This window comes from Myroides sp. 1354 (assembly GCF_030324495.1).
In the GTDB taxonomy this organism is placed as follows: Bacteria; Bacteroidota; Bacteroidia; order Flavobacteriales; family Flavobacteriaceae; genus Flavobacterium.
Genome location: NZ_JACAGN010000015.1, coordinates 24,790 through 48,719 on the forward strand (window position 1 = coordinate 24,790; position 23,930 = coordinate 48,719).

The following is a 23,930-nucleotide window of genomic DNA, read 5'->3' on the forward strand; positions in this document are numbered from 1 at the left end:
TCCCTTAAAGCTTTTCCACTTCTGAAACTACCACTTCAACAGTTTTCATCATTTGGGTAGCAATTGATTTTAAAGTAGCCTCATCATTTGGAACAGGAGCCCCACCCAAATAACAGGTTTTAAACAATCCAATATTATACGTGATAAACTTAGATTGTTGCAGCAAGGGCTGATATGCTTCAATTTCTTGAATTTTTGGAGAACGAACATAAAAAATATCTTTCTTTTCTGTTTTGATAGCATAAACACTCCCGTGCTCAGTTTTCCATCGATCAATAACAACACTATTTTGTTGTCCATTATATTCCAACTCAAGTTGTTTTTGAGTTGATCGGTTTTTATTTCTGTTGTAATTTCCCATTATACGTCTGTTTGTAATTCAAGTGCAATAAAAGGCAAGGCTATTTCTGCAAATTTGTCATTCTGATTCATTCCTACACCACTTTCAGTAAATTGAAGTGATAAAATTCGATCTGTTGTCAAAGCATCTCCCTCTATAGGATTACCGTAATTAATTGCTAAATCCAATTGTAAAGCTCTTATGCCTTTTGAGTGCGATTTTCTTAGTGTTATATACGCTGACTGTGTAACTGTCAATGTCCCTGTAATTGAAATATTGCCTGTTTGAATACTTCTACCTTTACGTCCTTTAGTATATAGAACTTCTTTTTCAACAGTTTCTTTGTATTCGATTCCTCTAATACCAGTTATATCTGTTGCACCAGCAATGACTGTTATATCTGCCCATTCATATTCTCTACTGTTAAATGCCATAATTATTCGTTATTAATGGTTACTGGAACAAATCCCAAAGGGATGTCTATATATCTATTATATCCTTTAGCTCGAACTTGTAGTTTAGCTATTTTTAACTCACCTGTTGAAACAACATTATGTTGCAAATCAACACGACAGATAACCCCTCTATCTTTTGGATTACTTGTATCTTGACTTAATTCTCCATTAGCTGTCATTTCTTGAAATATTAAACTTTCTATAGCATTTTCAAATGCCTTAGCATAAATAGGATTAATTGCCCCATTAGGCATTACCTCATTATCATCTAAAAGAAAATCTAAAGAACCTTGATAAGCTAAACGATAGGCTTTGTCAATTACTCGTCTATGCGTTAAATAGTGATAATCAGATGTTGCACTAGAAGCTGTAGGACAATCAGCAAAGAAATAACCACTTTTACCTGTGTGTGTTCTTAGTGTCACATAACCTTTATCATGTAAAGCTTCTGTGTCATATTGTTCTACTGGAACATCACCTATAAATGCCTTTGAAATTTTTAATGCACCATCTCTTACACGACCTGGATTAACCTGTACATCTGAAACTGACAATCTGCCTAAATAAGTACCAATACAAGCTCCATTACTTGCAGGAGATCCAGTTCTTGGTTCTGTATCACCAAGCATCACAGAACAACGTTCAAAGTTCATGGTTCCTAAATCATCTAATTCCGTTTTGTTTCCCGTAAAGGCATAACCTTCAAAAACAACAGATGCAGGTGCATACTTTACTTTTGTATAGGTATTTAAAAATGTTTCTGCTTTTTGCATTGCTAATACAATATCAGAATCTATAGCTTTAGTGATGACAGGAACATATTCCGCATCAGGACTTAAAGCACATCCAATTAAAGATATTTCACCCTTTGCCGTATCTAAAGCTGATTGTATAGGAATAATTCCTGTTAAGACATCAGCAGTAAACCAATCACTAACTTTTGTACTTTTATCAAAGCCCATAATCCAGCATTTAACGCCTTCACCAGCTTGGTTATAGAACTCTCTTAATGTTTTATAAAGCCTATAGTTATCAACATCTGGTAAAATACCTAATTGGGCAACATCAATCATCGATCTAATTTCATAAGCTTTGTTAAGCTCAAATTTTTCGGTTGCAACAGCGGAAACTGCAAACAAACAAATCCCATCAGGCGTAGCAACAGTTTGTCCTAATTGCCCATTAATGAACTCAATATTTATTCCTGGAAACGACATATTACTCCCTATTTTCGTTAGTGTTTTCTTCTTGATTTAAAGACTCTAGTTCAGCTTTTTTTACAGCTAATGCTTCTTTAACACTTTTGCGTTCATCACCCTGAAAAGCTTCTAATTGTTCCGCTGTCGTTGATTCTTTAATTAACGCAATAAGTTCTTCTGCTTTTAATGGTTTAATCGATTTATCTTTTAATTCCTGTTTTTCATTAGTTTTTAAATCACTTTTAAAAACAGTTAAAATGCTTTTATCTTTTAAACTTTTAGCATGCATTTTAGCATCATAAGGATTATAGAATGCAGTTCCATCAGATGTTTTAGAATAAGATTCTAGAGTTGGATTGTTTTTAAATACTTTATCCATAATTTTATTTTTTAATAGGTAAAATGTAAGGCAGACAGTTATATGTTCTTTATATAAAATTTGTTATGATCTAATTAGAAACTATGCGATACGATTATTTGAACCTGTCGCATTAACTTACAGTCTTACCATTAAGTTGTTTGTATTTTTTCAATTCTTCAATTAATGCTCGATTTTCACTAGCAAGTTTTGTAAAACGCTCTTCTAATTGAACTAATTCTGCTTTTGTTGCTTCAAGTTCTTCAATGGCTTTTTTATACCGTTGTGCAAAATCATCTAGCATTTCACGGTAATACTTTACAGCCTTATTGACGTTATCCAATTCATTTGCCTGTACTTCAGCCGTATTCTTTCTTCGAGCTGCATACCAAGTACCTAAATTGGTTATAACACCAATTAGGGCTGTAAGTATCACTTCATTCATAATTAAATGATTGCTCCGATTGCTTTATTTTGTACCGGCATAGCAATAAAATAATGACGATAGTTTAATAAATTTGTTTGTGTAGTTGGATTAGATGCTGCTGGAGAAAAATACTGCTTAGTATTTCCTGTTTTCTTACCAATATTATCTACATAAAATGCAAATGAACCTACCTTATCCTCAGGATCAGCAATTGCTCCCCAAGCTAATTTTGCTTTAGTTGTGGCACTGTATTTAGGATTAGAAACATATGTAAATACATGAAATCCTGCTATCTGTTGGTTTACTTTACCTGTATTGTGATCTACAAGTAAATTTCCAAAACGCTCACGATCTGTCAACAACTTATTGTAATGATCTGTAGCCATTACAAAACGGCGATTATCTTCTGGAATCTCATTTTTATCAAATCCGTCTTTTACCGAAACCATTGCTTGATACACATCATTAGCAGTATAATTATCTGGGAGTTCAATAATAGGAGTAGAAGCTGTATTTGCAGCAGGTGCAATTGCATGCGCTGCTTTTTTATATTTTGTTGTATTGATCTGACGACGATGTCCTCTTGTTGCTGAATCAATTTTAGGATATGAAGCTCCCATTGCTGAATCATCAGAAATTGAGGTAGCTTTAGTCTGATACTTATCCAAAGTTAATTGTACAGTCCCATCTTCGAACTCTTGGACTTCTATTGGATATGTTGTATTATTAATCAACACATCAGGACTGAATGTTTCGATAGGAATATGAATAATATTCTTTTCTGTGGCTGTGTTTTCACCTAAGGTATAAACGTCTGTATCCAATTCAGGAATATTATCTAACCATGGTGCAACATCGGAAGTAGTTAAAAGTGTTATAACTCTAGACTCCCAAATTTCTGGAAAATTTGCTGGCATCTTTTAAATTTATTTTGTTTTAAACATTTTTTGATAAGCATCAGGATGATTAGCTTTAAATGCTAATTGTTCATCCAATGATAGAGTTTGGAATTTCTCATCTGTCATACCGACAGCATCAGGAATTCCTTTATTTTGGATTTGAGCAGCTAAAGAGGTTGATCCTGGAATACCATCTAAAATATTTTTAGCTATATCATAATCAAGACCTAAAAAAGTTTCTCTTTGTTCTTTTTTTATTTTTCCTGCCTTTTCAGCTTGATCAATTAATGCTAGTTTAGCAGCCTGAGCCTCTTGTGCTTCTTTGTCTTTGAAGGCTTTTAATTGGGCTGTTACAGCTGTCAATTGATTACTAAGTCCTAAAACTTTAGCTTCTATAATATTTGCATCTACACCCTCAGTTGGTGCTTCCTCAATGCTTAATGCCTGTAATACGGCTAATGACAATACAATTTTTTTCATGTTATCTGTTTCGTTTTCAAATTCTGTTGGAATTAAAGACAGTTGAGCCTGTACTTCATCGTCTTTTAATAATTGTAATTCTGAGTTATATAGGTGTATCGTATTTTGATTGCTTGGAACAGCTACTATTGACACCTCATATAATTCGCATTTAGTCAGTACTAGTTTATCACCAATCCATTCTAAATCATCTGGATGCCAAATAATTCCCATTGAACATCCTTTTATAAAACCTCGTTCTACTTTTCCAGCTATTTTATTTGATACTTCATCTGCTGTATCAAATTCAGGTAACATTGTTAAAAGATTGTTTTCTTTTTGAATGTTGAGCCATTTACCGATAACTGCATGATTGGATACAAAATGCCCATCAAGCATCACAGGGTTTTTTTCAAATCGTACTAATGAAATTCCAGAGGTTAAGACATAAAACCCGTATGAGTTTTTTTGTTCTTGGTCATTAACAACGAATCTGTTTATTTTTTTACTCATTACTTCATAGCTATTTTGTTTTGGTTCGACTTAATTACACCACAAAGATTTAAAGCTTTGAAGGCGAAAAAAAACACCTGTAAGGCATCTAAACACTTAATTGAATAAAGCGCTTTGTTAAGGGAATTTTGTCTATAAATAGGTAAAAAATGAGTAGAGATAAAGACAAAATAGAGTTAGATAAAGACTATGGTAAAAGGTTATTCATAGAGGGTAATACTCAAAAAGAAATTGCCCGTAGATTGGGAAGAACAGAAAAAACTATTGGTAAATGGAAAGATGAAGGTAAATGGGATGAGCTCAGAAAATCTTTATTAATAACAAAGGATAATCAACTTAATAGTTTATATAATCAATTAGATCGATTAAATAAGGAAATTGATACACGACCTATTGTCTATGATATCCCAGCTATTTTACTTAAACCTGTTAAATTAAAAGACGAACATGGGAATGAGTCTATTGCATGGCCAGAATATAATGCAAGTGATTTTCCTGTGAAAATATCTAATACTCCGACAAGTAAAGAAGCTGATATTATAGCAAAACTTACTAGTGCCATCAATAAGCTTGAGACAGAAACTTCTATTGGTGAAATTGTTGATGTTGCAAAACAAATTATTCAATTCACTCAAGGTGTAGACTTAGAATTTGCAAAGAATCTCACAGAGTATTTCGATTTGTTTATTAAACAAAAAATGAGTTAACCATGGCTAAAAAAAAGACATCTAAACAGCTATGGGAAGACTGGAGTGAGTTTAGAGAAAATACAAGAAGGGCTACTCCAATTGATTTAAATGAAACAGCAATAGAAAAAGCCAATAGAATCAAAAAATTAGAAGCTGATGATGAGGCTTGGTTTAAATACTATTTTCCTAATTTCTATTCATCAGAACCTGCTGATTTTCACAAAAAATCAACAAAGCTTGTAATGTCAACAATGGAATTATATCTAATACGCTCCTGGAGTCGTGAATTAGCCAAATCTGCTCGTACGATGATGGAAACTTTAAAATTGGTTTTAACCAAAAAAAAGAAAAACATCTTACTAGTATCAAACTCTTATGACAATGCTGTTCGTTTATTATTGCCTTATAAAAATATTCTAGAAAGCAATCAACGCATTATCAACGATTACGGAGAGCAAGCTACTATAGGGAAATGGGAAAATGGTGAATTTACCACTAAACAAGGTGCATCATTTCGTGCGTTGGGTGCAGGTCAATCACCACGTGGTACTCGTAATGACGCTGCAAGACCTGATTTGATACTTATTGATGATATTGATACTGATGAAGAATGCAGAAATCCAGAACGAATCCGAAATAAAATGAAATGGATTCAAGAAGCTTTAATACCAACACGTTCAATATCAAATCCTCTAATGATTATCGTCTGTGGTAACATTATTGCAAAATTTTGTTGTATTACTGAACTGGCCAAAAAAGCAGATAAACATGAAATTGTAAACATTAGAGACAAAGAAGGAAATTCAACCTGGCCTGAGAAAAATTCTGAAGAAATGATTGATCGTGTCTTGAGTTCTATTAGTTACAACTCAGCACAAAAAGAATATTTCAACAATCCAGTACAAGAAGGAGATGTATTTAAAAAAATAGTTTTTGATCGTTGTCCACCTCTTAAATCATGTGAACGTATTTTAATTTATGGAGATCCTGCAACATCTAATAAAGATAAAGGAAATTCGTCTACAAAAGGAGTAGGTGTAATAGGTTATAAGGCAGGCAAATATTATTTATATAAGATATGGTTAGATACTATGCGAAATTCAAGATTTGTTGACGCTCTTTTTGAAGCTTATAATTACTTAATCATTGAATCAGTAGATATAAAACGAGTATATATAGAGAATAATAGTCTACAAGACCCATTTTATGAGCAGGTGATTGCACCTTTAATTCGTATAAAAGAAAAAGATAAAGGCTCACTTCCTATTACTCTAGATTCACGTAAAAAACCTGAGAAGTTTTATCGAATCGAAGGAACCTTAGAACCAATTCATCGAAATGGTAATTTAATTTTTAACATTAAGGAGAAAAAGAATCCTCACATGGAACGTATGGAACAACAAATGCTAGGTGTTGCTCCAACAGCAAAAATGATGGATGGACCAGATTTATTAGAAGGAGGTGTTTGGATTATTCAAAACAGTATAGCTACATCAAATAATACATATTCAGTAGGCTTTAGAAACTGTCAAAAATATTAAAAATGAAAAAAGCAGTAGTTACTTATCAAATAGGTGTAGATATTTTAGGCTTTCCAATCTATATAGAACATCATATTTATACAGATAAACCAACAGAAAGTAAAAATGATAAATCCAAACAATGGATTAATGTAATTGAAAAACAAATTAAACAACATTGATATGTTTTTACAACCAGAAGATTTAAAAAACAGCATTTACAACTATCAAGTTAGTCAGATTACTGAAGGAGACGATAGTATTATAATTCAAGCTTTACAAGCAGCAGAACAAGAGTGTAGAAGTTACCTAGAAGCTAATATAAATATCAAACAAAATCAAGATGGACGCTTTATATATGATGTTGAAAATATATTCAACAAAACTGGTCCATCACGTAATGCATTAATTTTACAATACTGTATTACCATTGCTAAATGGTATATAGTAGAATTGTGTAATGCTGATGTTATAATGGAACAAGCAAAGGATCGATATGATAGAGTAATGACCAATTTAAAAGCTCTATCTAATGGTTCTTCCACCCTTGGAAGTCTTCCTATTAAAAACATAGAAGATGACCCTAACTTAGATAATGTTAAACCTTTTTCTTTTGGCAGTAGAAAGAAATTTAATCATGAATAATTATGGCAAAAGCAGGTTCCAAAACTAATAAAAAAGAAAAATCAGCAACTCCAACTTTACTTACGACCATATCAAGTCAAGTTGTTCAAAAAACGATTACTAATACACGTAAAGATATTCAGGATTGGCGTAGAGCTGAAAACTTAGCTTTAAATGTTGAAAGTAGACAGTTATGGCCAATTCAACTACTGTTTAAAAACATTTTAAAGGATACAACATTAACTTCTCAAATAGAAAATAGACGTCTGAATGTCCTTTCGGCTTCCTTTGTCTTACAAGATGAGCAAGGAAATGAGTTAGAAGATTTAACTCGTAATCTCCAAAATGCTAAATGGATTAATAAAATAAACAATGCTATTTTTGAGCGAAAATTGTTTTTTCATTCCCTAATTGAAGTAAGACAAGAAAACAACCAAGTAAGGGTTAATTTGATTCCTAGAGAAAATGTTAATCCATTTGAGGGGCTAGTTTACTTTGATTATACAGATCAAACTAGTAGTATTAACTATAGAAATTCAGAAGAGTATAATAAGACTCTATTTGAATTCGGAGAAGATTTTGAAGACTTAGGTCTTCTTAACAAATCTATTCCTCATATATTAATGAAGCGATTTACTCAAAGTTGTTGGAGTGAATTGTGTGAGATTTATGGGATTCCTCCACGAGTTATGAAAACCAATACACAGGATCCTACAATGCGTGCACGTGGAGAAAAAATGCTACAAGATATGGGAGCAGCTGCTTGGATGCTAATAGATTCATCAGAACATTTTGAATTTGCACAAGGAGTTAGTACTAATGGCGATGTATATAAAAACTTTATGGATTTCTGTAATGCTGAAATTCGTTTACTCATTACAGGGGTTCAATTAGGACAAGACTCTAAAAATGGATCACGAGCAAAAGAAGAAGTTGCATTAAACATGTTTAATGATTTAATAAACGCTGATTTATCTGAAATAGAGGAAGAATGGAATAATAAACTTATGCCAGCCTTTATTCAAATGGGGATTTTTCCAGAAGGGACTAAATACATGTATCCACCATCAGAGGATATTGGCGAATTATTTTCTCGTACACAACAAGCCTTACAATATTATGAGGTAGATGCTCAATGGTACAAACAAAAATTTGGCATAGAGGTTACTGAACGACGTCAACAGTCAAATATTTTCCAACAAGGTATTCAACCTAGTGATAGTTTTTTCGTGTAAGCCCCAAAGCTTATTTTGGGGCTTTACATAGCCGTTTAGGATTTTTGTATAATTGTCATTGCGATGATTGTAAAACCTTACAACTAGATGTCAATGAAAATAAAGAGACTGTTTTTAAAGAAGTTTTAAAAGCTGGTGAAAAGGCATTTAAACACCTTTTAAAAAATGGAGGATATAAAGTAGAAGACATTACACAAAAACCTTATCAAAATTTAATTAATGAAACAAACAAGGTGTTTCAAAAAACAATACAGGATAATATTATATCTCCAGTCCTACGTTCATCTTTAGAAAATGATGCATTTTTGTTTGGTTCTTTGAAAGCACATTCGCAGCTCTTTGAAGCTAATTCTTTATTAACTAATAAAGATGGTCAAATTAAATCACATGCACAGCTAGAGCAGGAATTAAATAAATTAAATGTAACTTATAACAACAATTATTTACAGGCTGAATACCAATTTGCAGTGAGTTCTTCAATGAGTGCCAATCGTTGGTCAAAAGTTTCAGATAGATATAATTTACAATATCGAACAGCAAATGACGACAAAGTCAGAGATGAACATCGTGTACTGCATGATATTACACTACCTGTTGAAGATGATTTTTGGAAAAAATATTATCCTCCTAACGGTTGGCGTTGTCGTTGTGTAGCAGTTCAGGTACGTAAGAGCAAATACCCTGAAAGTGATTCAGAAAAAGCAAATAAAGCAGGTGAACAAGCAACATCACAAATAGGTAAAGACGGTAAAAATAGATTAGAAATATTTCGTTTCAATCCTGGAGCTACACTTAAACTAATGCCTCCTGAACATCCATATAATAAAGTTAATGGAGCTGAAAAAGTAAAAGAAGTTGTTAGTCAAAAATTTATTCCCAAATACTTAGATGAAATAGAACAGAAATTTGAGATTAAAATTGATAAAAATATTCTCAAAAATTTAAATCAGGACATAACAATGACAAATGATAACAGAAGACCTACTGCTTTTAGTGGACTGAGAAACACTGTTAATATAGTTGATGATGAAAAAAACAAAGGAAAGTGGCGTATTAGATCTATTTTTCATCATGAAATAGGTCATGCTGTTGATCATCAAAATAAATTATCATATAGGCAGGAAGTGAAAGATCTAATGAACAAATACCGTGATAAATATTCAGATAAAAAAAACACAGGCTTTAAAAATTTCAATTTAAAAGTAAACACAATTCTTAATCAAGCAAGAATTAATAAAGATTTTGACTCATTTTATCAAGCAGTATCGGCTGGAGATACACTAATGTCTTTAAATTCTAAATATGGATTTGGGCATACGAAGAAGTATTTTTCAGTAGAAAGAAATTCAGAAAAAGAATTTTTAGCTCATTGTTTTGAGAACAAGTATGACAAAAATCCAGTTTTACAACAAATTGATCCTGAACTATATTCAGATATGATAAAACTAATAGAAAATCTACTCCATTAAAATGCAAGAAATAATAGATAGTATTATAGATTTAGAATACAAACAGTTATTAATAACTGTTTGGTTGAATTTGCCTGAAAATCAGCACAAAATGTTCATGGACATATTGCAAAGAGCAATCAAAAATGATAAAAAGATTTTTGTTGATGAAGAAAATTTAAATTTCAATTGGGACAGTCTAAGAATTTCTAATATTAAAATTAATGATTGATGAAACCAAATCAAATAATTGAGTTATTTATTCAAGACGTAGCTGTAGAGCTTAATGATGAGTTTGATCGTAATTTTGAAAGAAAGGCTTTTTTTGATGAAACTTGGCCAGCAGAAAAACTAAAGAATTCGAATGGTAGTTTAATGAATAGAACCGGAACTTTACGCGCTTCCATCTCTAATAACATCCTAAATGATATTATTTCTTGGCAAAGTTCATTACCATACTCTGAAATACACAATACAGGAGGTAAAATAAAGATTACACAGAAAATGAGAAATTTCTTTTGGGCGATGTATTATAAGAACATTGGAAATACTCTATATGATATAAAAACTAAATCCGCAGTTTATAATGACGCACCGAAAGAAGCAATATTTTGGAAGGCTTTAGCTTTAAAGAAAATAGGAGATGAGATTACCATTCCTAAAAGACAGTTCATTGGAAATCATCCTAGAGTACATGAAGTCATACAAGATGTATTTAATGACATGGAGAATGAATTAAATAACTATGTATTAAATAATTTAAATAAATAATATGGAAACTATCTATAACAGTATTTTAGAGAAACTAACTGAAATACCTGAGCTAAAATACAGTGGGGAAGATTGGGGACAATTAAATTATTATGGAACCGATTGTCCTGTACAATGGCCCTGTTGTGTATTTGATATGAATTCTGCTACTTATTCCGAAACTTCAGGACCACAACAAGCAACTCTTCAAATAGCTTTTAACATTGCCAATCTAAGACTAACCCCCAATTCTGCACGAGCATCCGTTCAGCAAAAAGAAAATAGTTGGGAAGTAATAAAGTTGATTGAAACTATTCATAATAAATTAAAAAGATTCAGACCACATCCACAACATGGACGATTAATTCGCTTAAGTTTAAGAAAAATAAAAAGACAGGACGCTATTAAACAATATGAAGTAATTTATTCTATAAGTCTGAATGAAGTTTAAAACAAACTCATTTGAGTAGCCTTTTGCTCTTCTATCTTTGCTAATTCTTTTTTTACAGGAGTCCCTAATATCTCGTATAAAGTAGTTCGAGAAATTGGGTAAACAGGATAAATATGTTTTCTCCAAACGACAGTCGTAGGCACATCATCTGACTTGTATTTATTATACAAGTCAAGTATTAATTGATAACGTCTCAATTTATTGATTTTTATACCTATTATCCTTGGATTCATACATCTTGAGAATTATATAGTAACAAAAATACATCTTTTTTTAAAAGATGACAAACCTATAAAAAAACCGCCTTTTTAAGGCGGTTTAACTATTCTTTTTCTAACTGTAAAGTTCTAACCATTTTAGAAGGATTTTTTAAAGTAAATTTCACCTCATTTATAATAGTATCAGCTTCTTTAGATGTAAGGTTTTTTTCTAACCATTTTGTAGACGTTACATGATCAGAACCTTCATAAGGTAATGAAGCAATAAACTTAAAAAATAATATATTCTTGTTTAAATCACCTTTTGAATTTGTGATAACTGTAGCTCTAACAAACTCTACAGATTTAGTATCAGAAGAATTTGTCTCCACAATAAAATCTTCTCCAAGATTACTTTTTTTGCTTTCCCACATTTTTAAATCACCACCTAATGTTTTATTTGTTGTAAATCCTTGTTTTTCAAGATTTAAATAAATATCTACAGGTTGTAATCCCTTAATTGCTTTTTCATTTTCATTCTTACCACATGAAAACATTAATGTAAGAATAGATAATAGTAATATTTTTTTCATGTTTTATATATTTTTTCAAATATAACAAAAAAAGCTGGCCACTATACAGTAGCCAGCTCTTTTACAATTGCTCTCCAGTGCTTTGGAAGATTAGTAATTTTATTCCATTTATCATATCCGATTGTCTTAGCAATTACAACACCTTGCATAATTCGTTTACGGCTATCTAGCTTCTTGACGATTATAGACGATATGTTATCTAATGCTTTAAAGGCTTGTGTGTTTTCTATTATCATAATTTCCAATTTCTAAAATTTTACCTAATTGAATTATATAATCTCCTATTCTTGCATCTACTGTTAATCCATTGTAAAATGACATAAGACTAACACATTTATCATACACTTCAAAGCCTTTATATTCTACTATGAAGTAAGGTTTATCATTACCATATCCATTAAAAAAAAGAACTAAATCATAATCTCTTTTATTACCTTTTTTATCAAACAGCCGACTTTCAATCCATTTTCCTTTTTTTCGATGTTCAAAATCCTTTTCGCCAGTTACCATCACTTCGAAAGGCTTTTTACTCAATGTTAGCCTTAGAACTCGTTTTCCTGTTAAATCAATACTCATTTTCAAAATATCTACCGTTTATGTATCTACTTAAATGAGCTTTAGCAATCTTAGTCCTAGCTAAATAATCTTCATATGCTTTTAAGGCTTGAAAACATTTAAGAACCTCTATTTGGTTAAGTTTGTTAAATGCTTTTTCCGCATCTTGTCTAGAAACTTTATAACCATACAGATTCCATAGTGATTCAAAACTTAAATCAGCAGGAGCCTTTTCTATTTTGAACTTCTTTCGCATATCTAAGTCTTGTATCCATACTTTATGAAGTTTTTCTTCTGTCTCAGGGAATATCTTCCCATTATATAACCATTCGACCTGTGCTTGATTTAAAAGTTTATTCTTTTCGAATGCAACTAAAACACCGTTTAAATCATATTTAAACACAAATTCTAACCCTATGCTTAGTCCTTTTACTTTATAAATTGTTATCATACTTATTAGACGTGTTTTTGGTTTAATGAATCCGCAATTGGCTTTAAAATACTTCTTTGATGATCATTTGTTACATTGTCCAATGACGCATAAATTATTTTCTCTAAGGCAAAGGATTCATGGAACTTAAGAGAAAAACTATATTTTTTTTTCTCATTAAATAAGGTCTGCTTTTTAACTATTGACCTTGATTTAGAATTAAACTTATCACTCAAATCATAGCTAATTGATAAAAACAATTTAGCATCTTGAGCTTGAGGAAAACTTGCTACACTATATACATCTTGTAACAATTTATCGATTGCAAAAACTGCATCTGCACTAATCTTTAGTTTTACTTCCATGATACAATCTGTTGAATTTAAGTTGATCAATCCATTTAAAGGCTATTAGAGCTTCAAGTCCTAATTCATCTGAGTAAACGTTGAAAAAGAATCCTTCTTCACTACTTCCTTTGCAAAACACTGTTAGTTTTGTTTTATCTGGCATTCTTTGCTCTTTTCCTTCTTCAGGGTATATTTCAGTAAACTCGTTTAGAATGGAATAAGCAAACCTTACCATTTCTTGGTCTTTTTTTGAACTCATAATTAATGCCACTTCTAATCCAAGTGGGAAGCTTTAAATAATCACCAATCTCCACAATCCATACAACTAATTTGTACACTAGCAACAACTTGATCAGAATGAAAATCACTCCCATGCTTACATGGTACATCATCGGTATTCATAACATTAAATCCTCCATGTGCACTAACATACATCTCATAATCCATTCCTTCTATTTCTTTACATGCTTTAGCTATTCTATTTAAGCATGATTTTAATTTCTTTTCATGACTTTCATCTTTTAAGATGTCATGATTATCTATCATTGCATTTGCCATACCTACAAACCACTTACTACAAGTGGGAAGTTTTAAAACCCGTCAAATTCGGGGAGATTATCAATTTCATCATCTGTCATTTTCTTTGGATAAACTTTAAAAACAGTAGTTTTAAAATCATCTTCATGCAGATTATCAAATTCCGTTTCAAGCGCATCCAATAAACTTCTTAAATCTAAATGAATCGCTTTTTGATTATCTAATTCTAATACGTAAACTGTTTGTTCACTCATAATTCAGTACCACTTCTAATCCAAGTGGGAAGCTTAAAAAATTAATTTACTTTGTCCCTTAGCTATCCTTAAATCAGGATAAGCCAATAGCAATGCTTGTCTCAACTTATCTTTAATAATCAATCGCTCCTCTTCAGATACATTGTTCTCATCAGCATTAAAATTGTTACTTAGAATAAAATCTAAATTACCTTCAAAAGGTTTTTCGTAAATAAAACATCTATAAACAGTAAATATTCTATTACTCTTTTTTGCATCATCCCACTCTCCATTACTCTGTTTTCTTTGATAAAAAACATTCATTCTTTGCTTTATCTTCTTTTCATGATACTCCAAAAAACCTTGATCGGTATTTAAGTACAAAACAGTGAAACAAGGTTTCTTCATTATTTTGTTTAATCGATCTATTCCATAATAAACATTCATGTTTCAATTTGAGTTTTAATTACTTGACCACATTGGTCACATATTATCTCAATTTTAACCACAGTACAATTATTTTCCTTTGTTCTACTGTGTTTTGGTCCATCATGCTTGCACTTCTCATTCTTCATCATCAGAATTAAATAAGATTGCTGCAAAAAACATCCCTATTACAAAACCTATAACTAAGGCTCCACATATACACGCTGCAACAAATAATAGATCCATAATCATTTCCATTTTTTCTCAGTTATCTTTTCCATTGCAAAAATGATTCTACTTAATTCAGATGAAGTCATTTGTTTTAAAGGCTTTCTTACAGGACTTTTTTCACTTTTAAGCCATTCTCCAAGTTTGAATATATCTGCCACATCACGTCCTTTAAATTCTTTGGTTAGCCCCATTTGAAAACACAGACTAAGGATGTATTTATGTTGTGAATTGTTCTTGTCGAATAATCCCCAATTTTCAACGCTTTGTTTTGGAGTATCACCCTGGGCAATCAATATTTGATTTGCCTGGTCGAAAGACAAGTCATTTAAACTTGCCTTACTTGTATCTTGAGTAGCCCATTGGACAAACTCTTCTTTGATATCATCTTTGAAGTTACAGTTCTTCCGAATCGCAAACTTCTGTTGTTTTGTTGCTGTCATAACTTTTAAGTAAATTCTAAATGTTCAAACTCTTTTACTATCTTGGTTTTAAATGGAAATCCATCTTTAGGCACACGTTCTATCATTTCCATAAGAATACGTGATCCCGTAAAAATGACATGCTTCTCATTGTCCTTTTCAATTTGTAAAGTCATCATTTTTGTACCTTGCTTGACTTTGGAATCTCCAATCTTATACTTGTGAATAATGATCTCCTCATCAAGTACTTTTTGTATTTTGATTTTATCACCTATAAATGTGGTCGGTTCAGGTTCTATATTGAAGCTTTTGAAGCTTTTAAAATTGTTCATTTGGTAGTAAGGTTTTTAAAAGGTTTTTAGAATTGCAGTGTTTTAACCAACCTTGGTAAGAAGCTATTGAAGCTTTATTTGGATTTTGTTTGAGCATTTTTGCGAATCTCTTCTTAATGCTTTTCCGAAGTAGTGTATGATTGTGGTAGTGAACATATCCCACAAAATCGATTCCTCTTTTTTCTATTGGGAAAACTTGATAATTTTCTTTGACTTCGAGTTTTAAACGTTCTTTTAAATACTGTTTAAACATCTTTAAAAGAGTGTGTAAATAGCCTTTTTCAGTGTGAAGTATTACAATATCATCTGCATATCTGAAGTAGTATTTTACTCTCAACTCTTCTTTTACCCAGTGATCAAAGTAAGACAGATAAAAATTGGCTAGGTATTGACTGAGATAGTTTCCTATTGGCAATCCTGGAGCACTGTCAATGATCTCATCAAGAAGCCACAATAACTCTTTATCCTTGAACTTCTTTCGCAGTAACGTCTTTAAAACATCATGATCTACACTTGGGTAAAACTTTCTGACATCGAGTTTTAAACAATAGGTTGTTTCACTTTTGTTTTTCAATGCCTTTCTAAGAGCGAATGAAGCTGCGTGGATTCCTCTCTTTTTAATACAACTATAGGTATCTGATGTATAATTTGCCACAAAAATAGGCTCCAGTACATTCATTATCGCATGATGTGTAATTCTATCAGGAAAATAAGGAAGTCGATACACCTCACGTTCTTTTGGCTCATACACTTTAAAAATATCATACATTGAAGTCTGATATTCTTTGTCTTTCAACAGCTTGTGTAATCTTAAAATATTTGCCTCTTTATTCTTATTATGCGAGATAACTCCATATTGCTTCTTTTTGCCTATTTGAGCCTTTGCATCTGCTTCGGTTAGATTTTGAACACTAATAATCTGTGTGTATAGATTTCCAATTCTTTTCATTGCCTTTGCTTTAAAAAAGGTCGCCTTCGTTACTACTACCAACGCCCTTGAAAGATTATGTTCTTTTTTTTTTACCAAGTGGTAAGGTTTACAATGTCTTTATTTTGATTGCTCAGGTGAGAGCTGACATTCGAATTCGTATTCCAGTTATCGTAGTCGTTGTACGAGAAGCCTGAACCCGAAGGAGAACTACAGCAACAACATTGTACAACCCATTCTTTTATTTTATTTGACGATCATACACTTTCATCGCTTTATAGTCTTCATGACAGATTTCTGCAATATGCCTTGTCGCTTTTCGGCTTTCGGAGCAAAGGCGAGAGCCGACATACGAAAGCGTAAGCCAGTAATAGTAGCCGCCGTACGAGAAGCCCGAACCCGAAGGAGAACCCATTTCATGAACTGCGTTGTACTTATCTTGACTATAATCTGAAAAGTCAGGATTGAATTCAGGGTTAACTGCATCATGGACTACACATAGGTTAATAAATGCTTTAACCGCTTCAACATGTTGTTCAGGTACTCCTGTAACTTCTACTTTTGATGGATCAAAATTTTGTGAAGCAAAAGCCTCTTGTTTGTTTGCAAATTCTTTCATTGTGATATTTTTTAAAGTGTTCTTGAATCTTTGTATTGTGGTAAAAATTTCTCTACAGCATCTAACATGTTTTCATATCCGTTTTTACCATGAAAAACAAGGCGAGAGCCGACAGTCGAAAGCGAATTCCAGCGAACGCAGACGAAGTACGAGAAGCCCAAACCCGAAGGAGAACCCATTTTAAACCTTGGGTAATATTTATAAGTTCCATCTGTGAAGTCTGGTAGTTTACCCTCATTATAAGCCGCTACAATTAAAATCTCTAAAGCAGCTGCTTTTTCATGTGGCTCAAAGCCTTTCCATTTATTGTCAAAATCTTCTTGAGTTGTATTATTTAACTCAAAGATGTCTTGTAAGCTATTAATACGTTCCTTGATATCTTTTGGAACGGGTTCAAAACTTACCTCTCCTGTTTTCTCATCAAAGGACTTTATTCTAAAACCCTCTGGGATATTGATTGTTAATGTTTGCATAGTTTTATTATTTTTCAGTTTCTGATTCAATTTTAGTTACATTGTATTTTAAGTAACCGAATTCGATATGAGGAGGACAGTGCATTGGACATGGCTGTCCAACTTCTAATTCATATTTTGGAACATACCCTCCGATATAAACACCTTGATTAACGGGTTGTTCTTCTACAACTTTTCCATTTTCAAGAATAAGGCGCAATAAATCTTGTCCTTGATCTTCTAAGTGAATGATTTTACGCATAATTATAAACTTGAGAAGTTTAACAATACACTTTGCCATTTTCCATCTTCACCCTTAATTTTAAACTCATAGCCATAACCTTTTAGATGGTTAGAAAAACTTTCTTTCATAAGTCGAAGACCTTCCTTCCAACGAGGATCATCAAACTTGTCTTCATGAGTATAGAGATCCATTACACGAGAATACTCCAGTTCTCCTTTCTCGTTACGTTGTAAGAAACTCATTAGTATTTCATACATCTTTGTATCTCGTTTCTTAATTGCATCCCCTAAGAAGTCTTTAATTAGCTCTATAGCTTTTGAGCTTCTTTCATCCCAAACAGGCTCAGTATCTCTGCGTCTTGTTACACGCATATTGTTGTCTGAATTGGTAATTGTAAAACCGCCTTTACTGTTAGCTCGTATTAAGCCATACTCAGAAAGGAAACCTGCCTGTTCTTCCATATCCTGGTGAACTACTTTTTTAAAGTTCTGAAGAGCTTGATTTAGTTCTATTGCAGCAGATACAGCATTGTTTACTGTTACATTTCGCTTGTCTTCGTAAATCTTTTTTTGTTTCGCTAATTCAGCCTTTTCTTTCTTTTTTCGCTCTTGGAGCATTTGCTCAAGCTCCTGAGTCGTCATGTCTTTAATTTCTTTCATAACTATTTTCTTAATAAGTATAATTTGACTTCTATTGATTCAGTGACCTTAAATGGTCTTAGTTCATTTTCTGTACCAATACTTAAGAGATAACCTCTTTCTTGATTGATAATAATACGCTCTCCAACAGTAAAATATCCAGTGCCTGCTGTACTTGATAGAGCTTCTTGTAACTCATGTTGTCGCTGTAGGTGCTTCATCTTGTTGCTTTAATTTCGTTTCTAATTCTTTTTTATCCTGTAATACCAAGGAATAATTAGGATGTGAACCGTTATGTTTTAACCATTCTTCCAATTCTCTTATTTTAACTTTTAGTCCTTCCATAGTTAATTGAGGTTAGAGTGGCTTAGTTCTCTTTTCTTTAACCTAGGGAGTAATGCACTAGGATAGTTTTTGAAGATTGCATTTGTAACATCTGCATAAAAAGCGTTTTTATCTTTCGCAGGCAAATGCTTATAAGACTGAATTTGCTTTACAAACAGTTCTTCTAAATCACTGTAATGCTTTCTAAAGTAGTTTTGTAATGCTTTACTACTCAATGATAATTGAAACGCCTTAGAACTATGATTGAACCCTGAACACCAATCGATGTATGTTTCCAAAACAACTTCATCATAGTGTTGTTTACTGATCTGTAATATTTCATATATCTTCATCCGTTGGTGTATTTTGATTAGTTACTCCGTTTAAATCTTCATATCCTTTTTGCCAAACCACATATTGTGTTGCATATGGACCAAATTTTCTACCTTTATTAGTTGCTACATAACCACTAACAAAAACCTTCTGATTAGCATCATACATTATTCGTTCCTCTAATTCTGTTTTTGGTAACTGTCCCTTGGCATGGCCAATAAAAACAAGTGTCTTGTCTCGAAACTGCTTCGTAAAGCTTAGATAATCTGCAAAGGTCTTACCCATGAATAGATAAGGAGCTGAATCTACTACCACTACTTGAGCACTGCCTCGTCGACCCAAACGCTCTGTCAATTCTTCTAAATTGTCTGAAACCATCTTGAAGTTGCTACTCACATCCTGCATTTGAAACATTCTTAGTCGGTCTTGTAAGTCTCCATCATCTAAATCCTCTTCCAAGGATACTAGTAATGTTTTTTCAGTTTGAGCAAACTCTTTAATCAATTGCATCACAAAGGAACTTTTACCACTTGAACTCTGTCCAAAAACAAACCATCTGGCTTTTTTCTGCGGGTTATCAAATACATCATAAAACCGTCCTGTAAATTTTATACGATGAACTTTGGTTGATAATACATTTGATACTGTTAGAGTTCTACTTAAACTGCTCTTTGTTGATTGATTCATTTTAAGCTATCATTTTAGGCATTCCCAATATGGTTCTTACAAACTCTTCTGTGAGTTCTTTACCTGTTCTATCTGCTTCCTTCATTGCTGGAACTAATACATCATGCAATTCGCCATAATTGTCGCAATTCTGTTTTAAGAATTTTCGAAGGGAAGTATCTTCCACATTTTTTAAGAACAATTCAAAACTGCGATCAATAGTAGGAAGTTCACGAATTCCGAATTTTATTCTTCGGTAGAACTGGGGAATGCCTGATCTATTCTTTTTACGTAGTTTATCTAGATTATCTATCAACTGACTAGTGCCAATCAAAGTAATTCCACATATTTTAATTAAAGCATCATAAAGCTCTTTCATTGCACATAGAGCGGGCTGTTTCATATACTCGCACTCATCAAAAATTAAATGAGGTTTAAGACCCTCTAAACGCAACTGTCTAAGTTTCTTTGCTATTTCTCCAATCTTCTTAGATTTAGTCTTAGGAGTTGCAATTTTCAAAGCATCTATAACTTTATCTAATAAATCACCAATAGTATCTAATGAACCAACTACTATTTTAAATGTATCAATAGGGTTGGCTTTTACAAACAAATCAGATATATAGGACTTACCACTCCCAGTTTCACCAATTACGATATTAGTTAAACCTCCTTCTTTAGCATCCTCTAACGTAGATAACATTCTAAAAAGCTGTGGGGTTTCTTGCATTGTCCAGTATTCTTTTACAAGTTTGAAATCAATAAATTCTGCAAGCATTAAATACCACTTGTCTTTAATTTCAGATTTACCCACCATTGTATCTCCATTTCGAATACTAGATAAATAGCTTTCATTGATTCCAGAACGCTTTACTATTTCATTAGCACTTATATTGTGTTTGGTGATGTAATCATTAAGCGCTATGGTGATTTGTTGTTTTTGATTTATTGTTATCATAATTCAGCATATTTATTTAGGTTGACTTTATCTTTTAAGTATTCTTCTTGAGAACTTTTCCATTCGGCATCAATAATATTTTGTTCTTTCTTCACTTGCTTGTTTGCTAATTGAGTAGTAGTTTTTTCCATACGTTTTCGTTCTGAAGACTTATGATCTTTATGTTGTCCATTACTATCAGCAAGCATTAATTTTCTCAAAGTATCAAGTTGTGGATTTGAGGTAAACAAATCCTCTAAAACTTCGTGCCTCACTTCATTTCTATTTAGTATTTCATCATTGTATTGTTTATTGAAATTGAAAACTTTCTGACGTTCTAAAGCATCTTGTTTTTGTTGATCATATAAAGCCATTGGCTGTATATATTTTTCTTCTAGTATAAATTCAAGATTACCTATTTCCTCAACTAGCTTACCATTTCTACTTTTAGCATTACTAACCAAAACCTTACTTAAATCATCCTGGTCATAAAATACCATCCAATCTTCATGCATATGCTTTCTAAAATTCAAATCAAAAGTGTCATATGCCATTTCTATTCCATTGATAGTAGGTGTTAATCCTTCACCTTTAAATTTGTTGGTGTATCCTGTAGTTTGTCCATAACATCTTAAAAATTGGTTGATTGTCATCGTTATTTTATCATCTTCAGGGAAGGCTTCAAAACTCTCAACATATTTTTCAACTTTTTCAGCCCTATCATTCTCTATAGCATTTACAATCTGCATTCTACAACCAGTTTCGTCAGGGAATTGATGTCTTATCTTGTTTAAATAATCATCATTTACTTGATTATCATTGTTTGAAGTCACGTTATGTCCTGACCAATTGGGAACAAGCTTTGCTTGAAAGTGTTTTTCATTGAACTTATCAAAGAAATTCTCAATTGGCTTGGCTTTCGAGTTCTTTACTTTTGCAGGTGTAAAATGCTTTGCTGTTGCCTCATATGTTGGAGTCAAATTCTTGAGTTGGTAATTATCAGTTTGAAGTTGATATGGCTTATATTTTTGTCCAAACAATTCCTCAATATGTTTAAGAGCATTTTTAAGAGCTTGTCTAATCAAACTCGGACTTTCACTAGTTCCAATTGCATATCCTACTATGTAGTTGTTAAATGGATCTAAAACCATTACTACAGTTAATCTATTGTGATACGTTGTAACTGTTTTTCCTTCACTGTTTATTGTTGTCTTTTGGTAAAGCAACTCAGCATCCCAACCATCCATACTCCAGAACAACATAGCGGCACTTGGTTTACTTCTTTTTATTTGCATATGCTTATTATGCATAAGCTCAGTAGTACCATGTTGTCCACTAAATACATACATATCTAGTTTTTTACGCATATTGGCTATAACTCCTGCATCAATCGTTTTCCAACCTAAAGAACTAGCAACTATGTTGTAGATATCAACGATTTGCTCATTGTTAAGGTTTTGATGTTTATTAAGAAGTTCTTCTATCATCATGTTCTGTTCATTGGTTACAACTTTAGCAGCATTACGCTTCCCATATTTACCTGATATAATGGATAGATAACCTTCCTTTAAGTATCGGTTCACCTTATGACGTAAGCTATCTGGCTTTGTTGGTAAATCATGACGAACTTGTTGAAAAGCATTTACATCATTACTCAAACTTTGCCATATGTCAAACTGTCCAGTCATTCCTAAACTTTTTGCATACATCTTTCGCTTGTTTTTCACTTCTATAACAGTGTTTAAAACAGATGCGTTATACGTGTATAGTTCAATTACTTCGGGTTCGAGTTTATTGTCATTTTCACCATAACGATGTGCAGCAAAAAAATCAAATGCTTTTCTATCACTTAGATAATGCTTGGCAAAAAAAGATTCTCTAATCTGTTCAGCAGGTTTTTTCCACTTCATCACTAAAGCATCGCGCCATTGTTGAATTAATGAATCATATTCTACTAAGGCATCAAAACCAAGAGATGCTCTTCGTAATTCACGTTCAGGCTGTGTTTTGCTTTTCATTCGCTTATTAAGCGCGTTATATGATATTAGCTTTAAACTTTCTTCGTGTGCAGATACTACTTTATCGTCTTTAATTAAAAACTTGATCTTTACACCTAGCTTATCATCGTGATATTCAAACGGTATTTCTAATTGTTGTGCCATAATGAATATTTTATTTTGGTCCCATTAAGGATTCGAACCTCTTATAATGTCGCCTTCTATTTGTACGGTGGCGGGCGGCATTATATTTTTCATCTATCTGTTTTCCGTCTTAATAGTAATAGATAGCACAACCAGTGCGATGGGAAATCACTATATTTACTGTGCTAACAAAAAAATTATAGTGATATGAATGAAAATGATTATTTATTATTATTAATAAGGGTTCAAGCATTAGAGGCTGTTTTATGTCAAGACTCTAATATTAGAGCACCATACATTGAATCTCTACGAACACTCAGCACCCTTATCAGAAACAATGGAGAAGTGAACTCTAGTAACCTCCTGTCTGCTTTGGATAATGTCATTAGTACTATTAATAGTACTCCACCCAAGTTTTAAAGACACATTGTTATACATATCTATTACTTGTTGATTAGTTAGATTAGTGTGTTTCATCCTTAATCAATTTTAGTATTAAACTTTCTTCTGATAACCACACCACATAGTGTGGTTATTTTTTCTATACTCTATTTCCTCATAAGAACACATAGCAGAGCCTATTCTTGGCTTCTCGTTTTTGTTACTTATTTTGTGCCCGAATTCCCTTGAAGACTTTATTGTTTTCATAATTAGCTCTCTATTTTAATTTTACTTGCTTCTTCTACTAAAAGCTCTTTGGCTCTTTTACGGATCAATACAGCTAGGTCACTGTTATTAAAATAGCATAATGAAGTGTGGACAGTTTGAACAGTTGTATTCAATTCTGTTGCTATTTTCTTTTTAAATGATGCAGGCAATTCAATTTTGTTCATATCTTTATATCCTTAAATATTGTTTTTAATTACTTACAGAGATTAAAATCTGTTGTTATTTATTTCAATTGTCTGTTACAAATATATATAAGAATTGCGAAATATCGCAACTATTAATTGCGAAATACCGCAATTTTAATTAAATATT

39 protein-coding genes are annotated in these 23,930 nt (G+C 32.3%); 9 read left to right on the forward strand and 30 right to left on the reverse strand.

Annotated elements, in window-relative coordinates:
• Positions 1-4 precede the first annotated feature (4 nt).
• The 7 genes from HX004_RS14040 to HX004_RS14070 form a co-directional block, all read right to left on the reverse strand.
• On the reverse strand, positions 5-310 hold the full coding sequence (locus HX004_RS14040; RefSeq protein ID WP_286443233.1) for a hypothetical protein: 306 nt from the start codon (positions 308-310) through the stop codon (positions 5-7).
• 50 nt (positions 311-360) lie between these two features.
• Complete coding sequence (locus tag HX004_RS14045) at positions 361-774, reverse strand: hypothetical protein (RefSeq protein WP_286443234.1); 414 nt, start codon at positions 772-774, stop codon at positions 361-363.
• 2 nt (positions 775-776) lie between these two features.
• A complete protein-coding gene (locus HX004_RS14050) occupies positions 777-2,012 on the reverse strand; it encodes a DUF2586 family protein (RefSeq protein ID WP_286443235.1) in 1,236 nt (411 codons plus the stop codon).
• A gap of 1 nt (position 2,013) precedes the next feature.
• Complete coding sequence (locus HX004_RS14055; RefSeq protein ID WP_286443236.1) at positions 2,014-2,373, reverse strand: hypothetical protein; 360 nt, start codon at positions 2,371-2,373, stop codon at positions 2,014-2,016.
• A gap of 112 nt (positions 2,374-2,485) precedes the next feature.
• On the reverse strand, positions 2,486-2,797 hold the full coding sequence (locus HX004_RS14060; protein ID WP_286443237.1) for a hypothetical protein: 312 nt from the start codon (positions 2,795-2,797) through the stop codon (positions 2,486-2,488).
• Positions 2,798-2,799: 2 nt separating this feature from the next.
• A complete protein-coding gene (locus tag HX004_RS14065) occupies positions 2,800-3,696 on the reverse strand; it encodes a phage major capsid protein (protein ID WP_286443238.1) in 897 nt (298 codons plus the stop codon).
• 9 nt (positions 3,697-3,705) lie between these two features.
• Positions 3,706-4,650 (reverse strand): HK97 family phage prohead protease, encoded by a 945-nt coding sequence (locus HX004_RS14070; RefSeq protein ID WP_286443239.1) that lies wholly within the window; start codon positions 4,648-4,650, stop codon positions 3,706-3,708.
• 149 nt (positions 4,651-4,799) lie between these two features.
• Here HX004_RS14070 and HX004_RS14075 point away from each other — a divergent pair, with 149 nt between their 5' ends.
• The 9 genes from HX004_RS14075 to HX004_RS14115 are packed head-to-tail and all read left to right on the forward strand — an operon-like array spanning position 4,800 to position 11,367.
• Positions 4,800-5,357: a terminase gpP N-terminus-related DNA-binding protein gene (locus HX004_RS14075; protein WP_286443240.1), complete on the forward strand. Its 558-nt coding sequence runs from the start codon at positions 4,800-4,802 to the stop codon at positions 5,355-5,357.
• A gap of 2 nt (positions 5,358-5,359) precedes the next feature.
• On the forward strand, positions 5,360-6,880 hold the full coding sequence (locus HX004_RS14080) for a hypothetical protein (protein WP_286443241.1): 1,521 nt from the start codon (positions 5,360-5,362) through the stop codon (positions 6,878-6,880).
• Between the two features lie 2 nt (positions 6,881-6,882).
• The gene (locus tag HX004_RS14085; RefSeq protein WP_286443242.1) at positions 6,883-7,041 is read left to right on the forward strand and encodes a hypothetical protein; all 159 of its coding nucleotides are present in this window, start codon (positions 6,883-6,885) and stop codon (positions 7,039-7,041) included.
• A 1-nt stretch (position 7,042) separates the two neighbouring features.
• A complete protein-coding gene (locus tag HX004_RS14090; protein ID WP_286443243.1) occupies positions 7,043-7,504 on the forward strand; it encodes a hypothetical protein in 462 nt (153 codons plus the stop codon).
• 2 nt (positions 7,505-7,506) lie between these two features.
• Complete coding sequence (locus tag HX004_RS14095; RefSeq protein WP_286443244.1) at positions 7,507-8,718, forward strand: phage portal protein family protein; 1,212 nt, start codon at positions 7,507-7,509, stop codon at positions 8,716-8,718.
• Between the two features lie 44 nt (positions 8,719-8,762).
• Positions 8,763-10,187, forward strand: coding sequence for a phage head morphogenesis protein (locus HX004_RS14100; protein WP_286443245.1), 1,425 nt, complete (start codon positions 8,763-8,765; stop codon positions 10,185-10,187).
• Between the two features lies 1 nt (position 10,188).
• Complete coding sequence (locus HX004_RS14105) at positions 10,189-10,398, forward strand: hypothetical protein (RefSeq protein WP_286443246.1); 210 nt, start codon at positions 10,189-10,191, stop codon at positions 10,396-10,398.
• Positions 10,398-10,937, forward strand: coding sequence for a phage virion morphogenesis protein (locus HX004_RS14110; protein ID WP_286443247.1), 540 nt, complete (start codon positions 10,398-10,400; stop codon positions 10,935-10,937). Before HX004_RS14105 ends, HX004_RS14110 begins: the two co-directional genes overlap by 1 nt.
• 1 nt (position 10,938) lies before the next feature.
• Entirely contained in the window at positions 10,939-11,367 is a 429-nt protein-coding gene (locus tag HX004_RS14115) for a hypothetical protein (protein ID WP_286443248.1), read from the forward strand.
• Here the strand turns inward: HX004_RS14115 and HX004_RS14120 are convergent.
• The 23 genes from HX004_RS14120 to HX004_RS14230 form a co-directional block, all read right to left on the reverse strand.
• Positions 11,364-11,600 (reverse strand): hypothetical protein, encoded by a 237-nt coding sequence (locus HX004_RS14120; RefSeq protein WP_286443249.1) that lies wholly within the window; start codon positions 11,598-11,600, stop codon positions 11,364-11,366. The two genes, HX004_RS14115 and HX004_RS14120, sit on opposite strands and share 4 nt — an antisense overlap.
• Before the next feature lie 89 nt (positions 11,601-11,689).
• On the reverse strand, positions 11,690-12,157 hold the full coding sequence (locus tag HX004_RS14125) for a hypothetical protein (protein WP_286443250.1): 468 nt from the start codon (positions 12,155-12,157) through the stop codon (positions 11,690-11,692).
• Between the two features lie 207 nt (positions 12,158-12,364).
• Positions 12,365-12,733, reverse strand: a complete 369-nt coding sequence (locus HX004_RS14130) for a hypothetical protein (protein ID WP_286443251.1) — start codon at positions 12,731-12,733, stop codon at positions 12,365-12,367.
• Complete coding sequence (locus tag HX004_RS14135) at positions 12,723-13,163, reverse strand: LvrA C-terminal domain-related protein (RefSeq protein ID WP_286443252.1); 441 nt, start codon at positions 13,161-13,163, stop codon at positions 12,723-12,725. The genes HX004_RS14130 and HX004_RS14135 overlap by 11 nt, the downstream gene beginning before the upstream one ends.
• A gap of 5 nt (positions 13,164-13,168) precedes the next feature.
• Positions 13,169-13,507 (reverse strand): hypothetical protein, encoded by a 339-nt coding sequence (locus HX004_RS14140; protein WP_286443253.1) that lies wholly within the window; start codon positions 13,505-13,507, stop codon positions 13,169-13,171.
• Positions 13,485-13,748 carry a hypothetical protein gene (locus HX004_RS14145; protein ID WP_286443254.1) on the reverse strand — a complete coding sequence of 88 codons (264 nt, stop codon included), beginning with the start codon at positions 13,746-13,748 and terminating at the stop codon, positions 13,485-13,487. The genes HX004_RS14140 and HX004_RS14145 overlap by 23 nt, the downstream gene beginning before the upstream one ends.
• A 41-nt stretch (positions 13,749-13,789) precedes the next feature.
• On the reverse strand, positions 13,790-14,047 hold the full coding sequence (locus tag HX004_RS14150; protein WP_286443255.1) for a hypothetical protein: 258 nt from the start codon (positions 14,045-14,047) through the stop codon (positions 13,790-13,792).
• A gap of 32 nt (positions 14,048-14,079) precedes the next feature.
• Entirely contained in the window at positions 14,080-14,280 is a 201-nt protein-coding gene (locus HX004_RS14155; RefSeq protein WP_286443256.1) for a hypothetical protein, read from the reverse strand.
• Between the two features lie 33 nt (positions 14,281-14,313).
• Positions 14,314-14,706 (reverse strand): hypothetical protein, encoded by a 393-nt coding sequence (locus HX004_RS14160; RefSeq protein WP_286443257.1) that lies wholly within the window; start codon positions 14,704-14,706, stop codon positions 14,314-14,316.
• 227 nt (positions 14,707-14,933) lie between these two features.
• Positions 14,934-15,356 carry a hypothetical protein gene (locus tag HX004_RS14165; RefSeq protein WP_286443258.1) on the reverse strand — a complete coding sequence of 141 codons (423 nt, stop codon included), beginning with the start codon at positions 15,354-15,356 and terminating at the stop codon, positions 14,934-14,936.
• 5 nt (positions 15,357-15,361) lie between these two features.
• The gene (locus HX004_RS14170; RefSeq protein WP_286443259.1) at positions 15,362-15,667 is read right to left on the reverse strand and encodes a DUF8468 domain-containing protein; all 306 of its coding nucleotides are present in this window, start codon (positions 15,665-15,667) and stop codon (positions 15,362-15,364) included.
• Entirely contained in the window at positions 15,654-16,616 is a 963-nt protein-coding gene (locus HX004_RS14175; protein ID WP_286443260.1) for an RNA-directed DNA polymerase, read from the reverse strand. The genes HX004_RS14170 and HX004_RS14175 overlap by 14 nt, the downstream gene beginning before the upstream one ends.
• A 220-nt stretch (positions 16,617-16,836) precedes the next feature.
• Positions 16,837-17,214 (reverse strand): hypothetical protein, encoded by a 378-nt coding sequence (locus tag HX004_RS14180; RefSeq protein ID WP_286443261.1) that lies wholly within the window; start codon positions 17,212-17,214, stop codon positions 16,837-16,839.
• 11 nt (positions 17,215-17,225) lie between these two features.
• Entirely contained in the window at positions 17,226-17,687 is a 462-nt protein-coding gene (locus tag HX004_RS14185) for a hypothetical protein (RefSeq protein WP_286443262.1), read from the reverse strand.
• Between the two features lie 7 nt (positions 17,688-17,694).
• A complete protein-coding gene (locus HX004_RS14190) occupies positions 17,695-17,928 on the reverse strand; it encodes a hypothetical protein (RefSeq protein ID WP_286443263.1) in 234 nt (77 codons plus the stop codon).
• Positions 17,929-17,930: 2 nt separating this feature from the next.
• Positions 17,931-18,569, reverse strand: a complete 639-nt coding sequence (locus tag HX004_RS14195; protein ID WP_286443264.1) for a DUF3164 family protein — start codon at positions 18,567-18,569, stop codon at positions 17,931-17,933.
• 2 nt (positions 18,570-18,571) lie between these two features.
• Positions 18,572-18,769 (reverse strand): hypothetical protein, encoded by a 198-nt coding sequence (locus HX004_RS14200; RefSeq protein WP_286443265.1) that lies wholly within the window; start codon positions 18,767-18,769, stop codon positions 18,572-18,574.
• Positions 18,744-18,893 (reverse strand): hypothetical protein, encoded by a 150-nt coding sequence (locus HX004_RS14205; protein WP_286443266.1) that lies wholly within the window; start codon positions 18,891-18,893, stop codon positions 18,744-18,746. Before HX004_RS14205 ends, HX004_RS14200 begins: the two co-directional genes overlap by 26 nt.
• Positions 18,894-18,895: 2 nt before the next feature.
• Positions 18,896-19,225, reverse strand: a complete 330-nt coding sequence (locus HX004_RS14210) for a hypothetical protein (RefSeq protein WP_286443267.1) — start codon at positions 19,223-19,225, stop codon at positions 18,896-18,898.
• The gene (locus HX004_RS14215; protein ID WP_286443268.1) at positions 19,212-19,892 is read right to left on the reverse strand and encodes a GTPase domain-containing protein; all 681 of its coding nucleotides are present in this window, start codon (positions 19,890-19,892) and stop codon (positions 19,212-19,214) included. The genes HX004_RS14210 and HX004_RS14215 overlap by 14 nt, the downstream gene beginning before the upstream one ends.
• Before the next feature lies 1 nt (position 19,893).
• A complete protein-coding gene (locus HX004_RS14220; protein ID WP_286443269.1) occupies positions 19,894-20,829 on the reverse strand; it encodes an AAA family ATPase in 936 nt (311 codons plus the stop codon).
• Complete coding sequence (locus HX004_RS14225) at positions 20,826-22,970, reverse strand: hypothetical protein (protein ID WP_286443270.1); 2,145 nt, start codon at positions 22,968-22,970, stop codon at positions 20,826-20,828. Before HX004_RS14225 ends, HX004_RS14220 begins: the two co-directional genes overlap by 4 nt.
• A gap of 629 nt (positions 22,971-23,599) precedes the next feature.
• Positions 23,600-23,782: a hypothetical protein gene (locus HX004_RS14230; RefSeq protein WP_286443271.1), complete on the reverse strand. Its 183-nt coding sequence runs from the start codon at positions 23,780-23,782 to the stop codon at positions 23,600-23,602.
• Between the last annotated feature and the right edge of the window lie 148 nt (positions 23,783-23,930).

What these genes read in the sequence shown, in the direction of transcription:
- HX004_RS14045 (WP_286443234.1), bottom strand. Translation starts at nt 774, where the DNA reads ATGGCATTTAACAGTAGAGAATATGAATGGGCAGATATAACAGTCATT.
- HX004_RS14050 (WP_286443235.1), bottom strand. Translation starts at nt 2,012, where the DNA reads ATGTCGTTTCCAGGAATAAATATTGAGTTCATTAATGGGCAATTAGGA.
- HX004_RS14055 (WP_286443236.1), bottom strand. Translation starts at nt 2,373, where the DNA reads ATGGATAAAGTATTTAAAAACAATCCAACTCTAGAATCTTATTCTAAA.
- HX004_RS14060 (WP_286443237.1), bottom strand. Translation starts at nt 2,797, where the DNA reads ATGAATGAAGTGATACTTACAGCCCTAATTGGTGTTATAACCAATTTA.
- HX004_RS14065 (WP_286443238.1), bottom strand. Translation starts at nt 3,696, where the DNA reads ATGCCAGCAAATTTTCCAGAAATTTGGGAGTCTAGAGTTATAACACTT.
- HX004_RS14070 (WP_286443239.1), bottom strand. Translation starts at nt 4,650, where the DNA reads ATGAGTAAAAAAATAAACAGATTCGTTGTTAATGACCAAGAACAAAAA.
- HX004_RS14075 (WP_286443240.1), top strand. Translation starts at nt 4,800, where the DNA reads ATGAGTAGAGATAAAGACAAAATAGAGTTAGATAAAGACTATGGTAAA.
- HX004_RS14080 (WP_286443241.1), top strand. Translation starts at nt 5,360, where the DNA reads ATGGCTAAAAAAAAGACATCTAAACAGCTATGGGAAGACTGGAGTGAG.
- HX004_RS14085 (WP_286443242.1), top strand. Translation starts at nt 6,883, where the DNA reads ATGAAAAAAGCAGTAGTTACTTATCAAATAGGTGTAGATATTTTAGGC.
- HX004_RS14090 (WP_286443243.1), top strand. Translation starts at nt 7,043, where the DNA reads ATGTTTTTACAACCAGAAGATTTAAAAAACAGCATTTACAACTATCAA.
- HX004_RS14095 (WP_286443244.1), top strand. Translation starts at nt 7,507, where the DNA reads ATGGCAAAAGCAGGTTCCAAAACTAATAAAAAAGAAAAATCAGCAACT.
- HX004_RS14105 (WP_286443246.1), top strand. Translation starts at nt 10,189, where the DNA reads ATGCAAGAAATAATAGATAGTATTATAGATTTAGAATACAAACAGTTA.
- HX004_RS14110 (WP_286443247.1), top strand. Translation starts at nt 10,398, where the DNA reads ATGAAACCAAATCAAATAATTGAGTTATTTATTCAAGACGTAGCTGTA.
- HX004_RS14115 (WP_286443248.1), top strand. Translation starts at nt 10,939, where the DNA reads ATGGAAACTATCTATAACAGTATTTTAGAGAAACTAACTGAAATACCT.
- HX004_RS14120 (WP_286443249.1), bottom strand. Translation starts at nt 11,600, where the DNA reads ATGAATCCAAGGATAATAGGTATAAAAATCAATAAATTGAGACGTTAT.
- HX004_RS14125 (WP_286443250.1), bottom strand. Translation starts at nt 12,157, where the DNA reads ATGAAAAAAATATTACTATTATCTATTCTTACATTAATGTTTTCATGT.
- HX004_RS14130 (WP_286443251.1), bottom strand. Translation starts at nt 12,733, where the DNA reads ATGAGTATTGATTTAACAGGAAAACGAGTTCTAAGGCTAACATTGAGT.
- HX004_RS14135 (WP_286443252.1), bottom strand. Translation starts at nt 13,163, where the DNA reads ATGATAACAATTTATAAAGTAAAAGGACTAAGCATAGGGTTAGAATTT.
- HX004_RS14140 (WP_286443253.1), bottom strand. Translation starts at nt 13,507, where the DNA reads ATGGAAGTAAAACTAAAGATTAGTGCAGATGCAGTTTTTGCAATCGAT.
- HX004_RS14145 (WP_286443254.1), bottom strand. Translation starts at nt 13,748, where the DNA reads ATGAGTTCAAAAAAAGACCAAGAAATGGTAAGGTTTGCTTATTCCATT.
- HX004_RS14150 (WP_286443255.1), bottom strand. Translation starts at nt 14,047, where the DNA reads ATGGCAAATGCAATGATAGATAATCATGACATCTTAAAAGATGAAAGT.
- HX004_RS14155 (WP_286443256.1), bottom strand. Translation starts at nt 14,280, where the DNA reads ATGAGTGAACAAACAGTTTACGTATTAGAATTAGATAATCAAAAAGCG.
- HX004_RS14160 (WP_286443257.1), bottom strand. Translation starts at nt 14,706, where the DNA reads ATGAATGTTTATTATGGAATAGATCGATTAAACAAAATAATGAAGAAA.
- HX004_RS14165 (WP_286443258.1), bottom strand. Translation starts at nt 15,356, where the DNA reads ATGACAGCAACAAAACAACAGAAGTTTGCGATTCGGAAGAACTGTAAC.
- HX004_RS14170 (WP_286443259.1), bottom strand. Translation starts at nt 15,667, where the DNA reads ATGAACAATTTTAAAAGCTTCAAAAGCTTCAATATAGAACCTGAACCG.
- HX004_RS14175 (WP_286443260.1), bottom strand. Translation starts at nt 16,616, where the DNA reads ATGAAAAGAATTGGAAATCTATACACACAGATTATTAGTGTTCAAAAT.
- HX004_RS14180 (WP_286443261.1), bottom strand. Translation starts at nt 17,214, where the DNA reads ATGAAAGAATTTGCAAACAAACAAGAGGCTTTTGCTTCACAAAATTTT.
- HX004_RS14185 (WP_286443262.1), bottom strand. Translation starts at nt 17,687, where the DNA reads ATGCAAACATTAACAATCAATATCCCAGAGGGTTTTAGAATAAAGTCC.
- HX004_RS14190 (WP_286443263.1), bottom strand. Translation starts at nt 17,928, where the DNA reads ATGCGTAAAATCATTCACTTAGAAGATCAAGGACAAGATTTATTGCGC.
- HX004_RS14195 (WP_286443264.1), bottom strand. Translation starts at nt 18,569, where the DNA reads ATGAAAGAAATTAAAGACATGACGACTCAGGAGCTTGAGCAAATGCTC.
- HX004_RS14200 (WP_286443265.1), bottom strand. Translation starts at nt 18,769, where the DNA reads ATGAAGCACCTACAGCGACAACATGAGTTACAAGAAGCTCTATCAAGT.
- HX004_RS14205 (WP_286443266.1), bottom strand. Translation starts at nt 18,893, where the DNA reads ATGGAAGGACTAAAAGTTAAAATAAGAGAATTGGAAGAATGGTTAAAA.
- HX004_RS14210 (WP_286443267.1), bottom strand. Translation starts at nt 19,225, where the DNA reads ATGAAGATATATGAAATATTACAGATCAGTAAACAACACTATGATGAA.
- HX004_RS14215 (WP_286443268.1), bottom strand. Translation starts at nt 19,892, where the DNA reads ATGAATCAATCAACAAAGAGCAGTTTAAGTAGAACTCTAACAGTATCA.
- HX004_RS14220 (WP_286443269.1), bottom strand. Translation starts at nt 20,829, where the DNA reads ATGATAACAATAAATCAAAAACAACAAATCACCATAGCGCTTAATGAT.
- HX004_RS14225 (WP_286443270.1), bottom strand. Translation starts at nt 22,970, where the DNA reads ATGGCACAACAATTAGAAATACCGTTTGAATATCACGATGATAAGCTA.
- HX004_RS14230 (WP_286443271.1), bottom strand. Translation starts at nt 23,782, where the DNA reads ATGAACAAAATTGAATTGCCTGCATCATTTAAAAAGAAAATAGCAACA.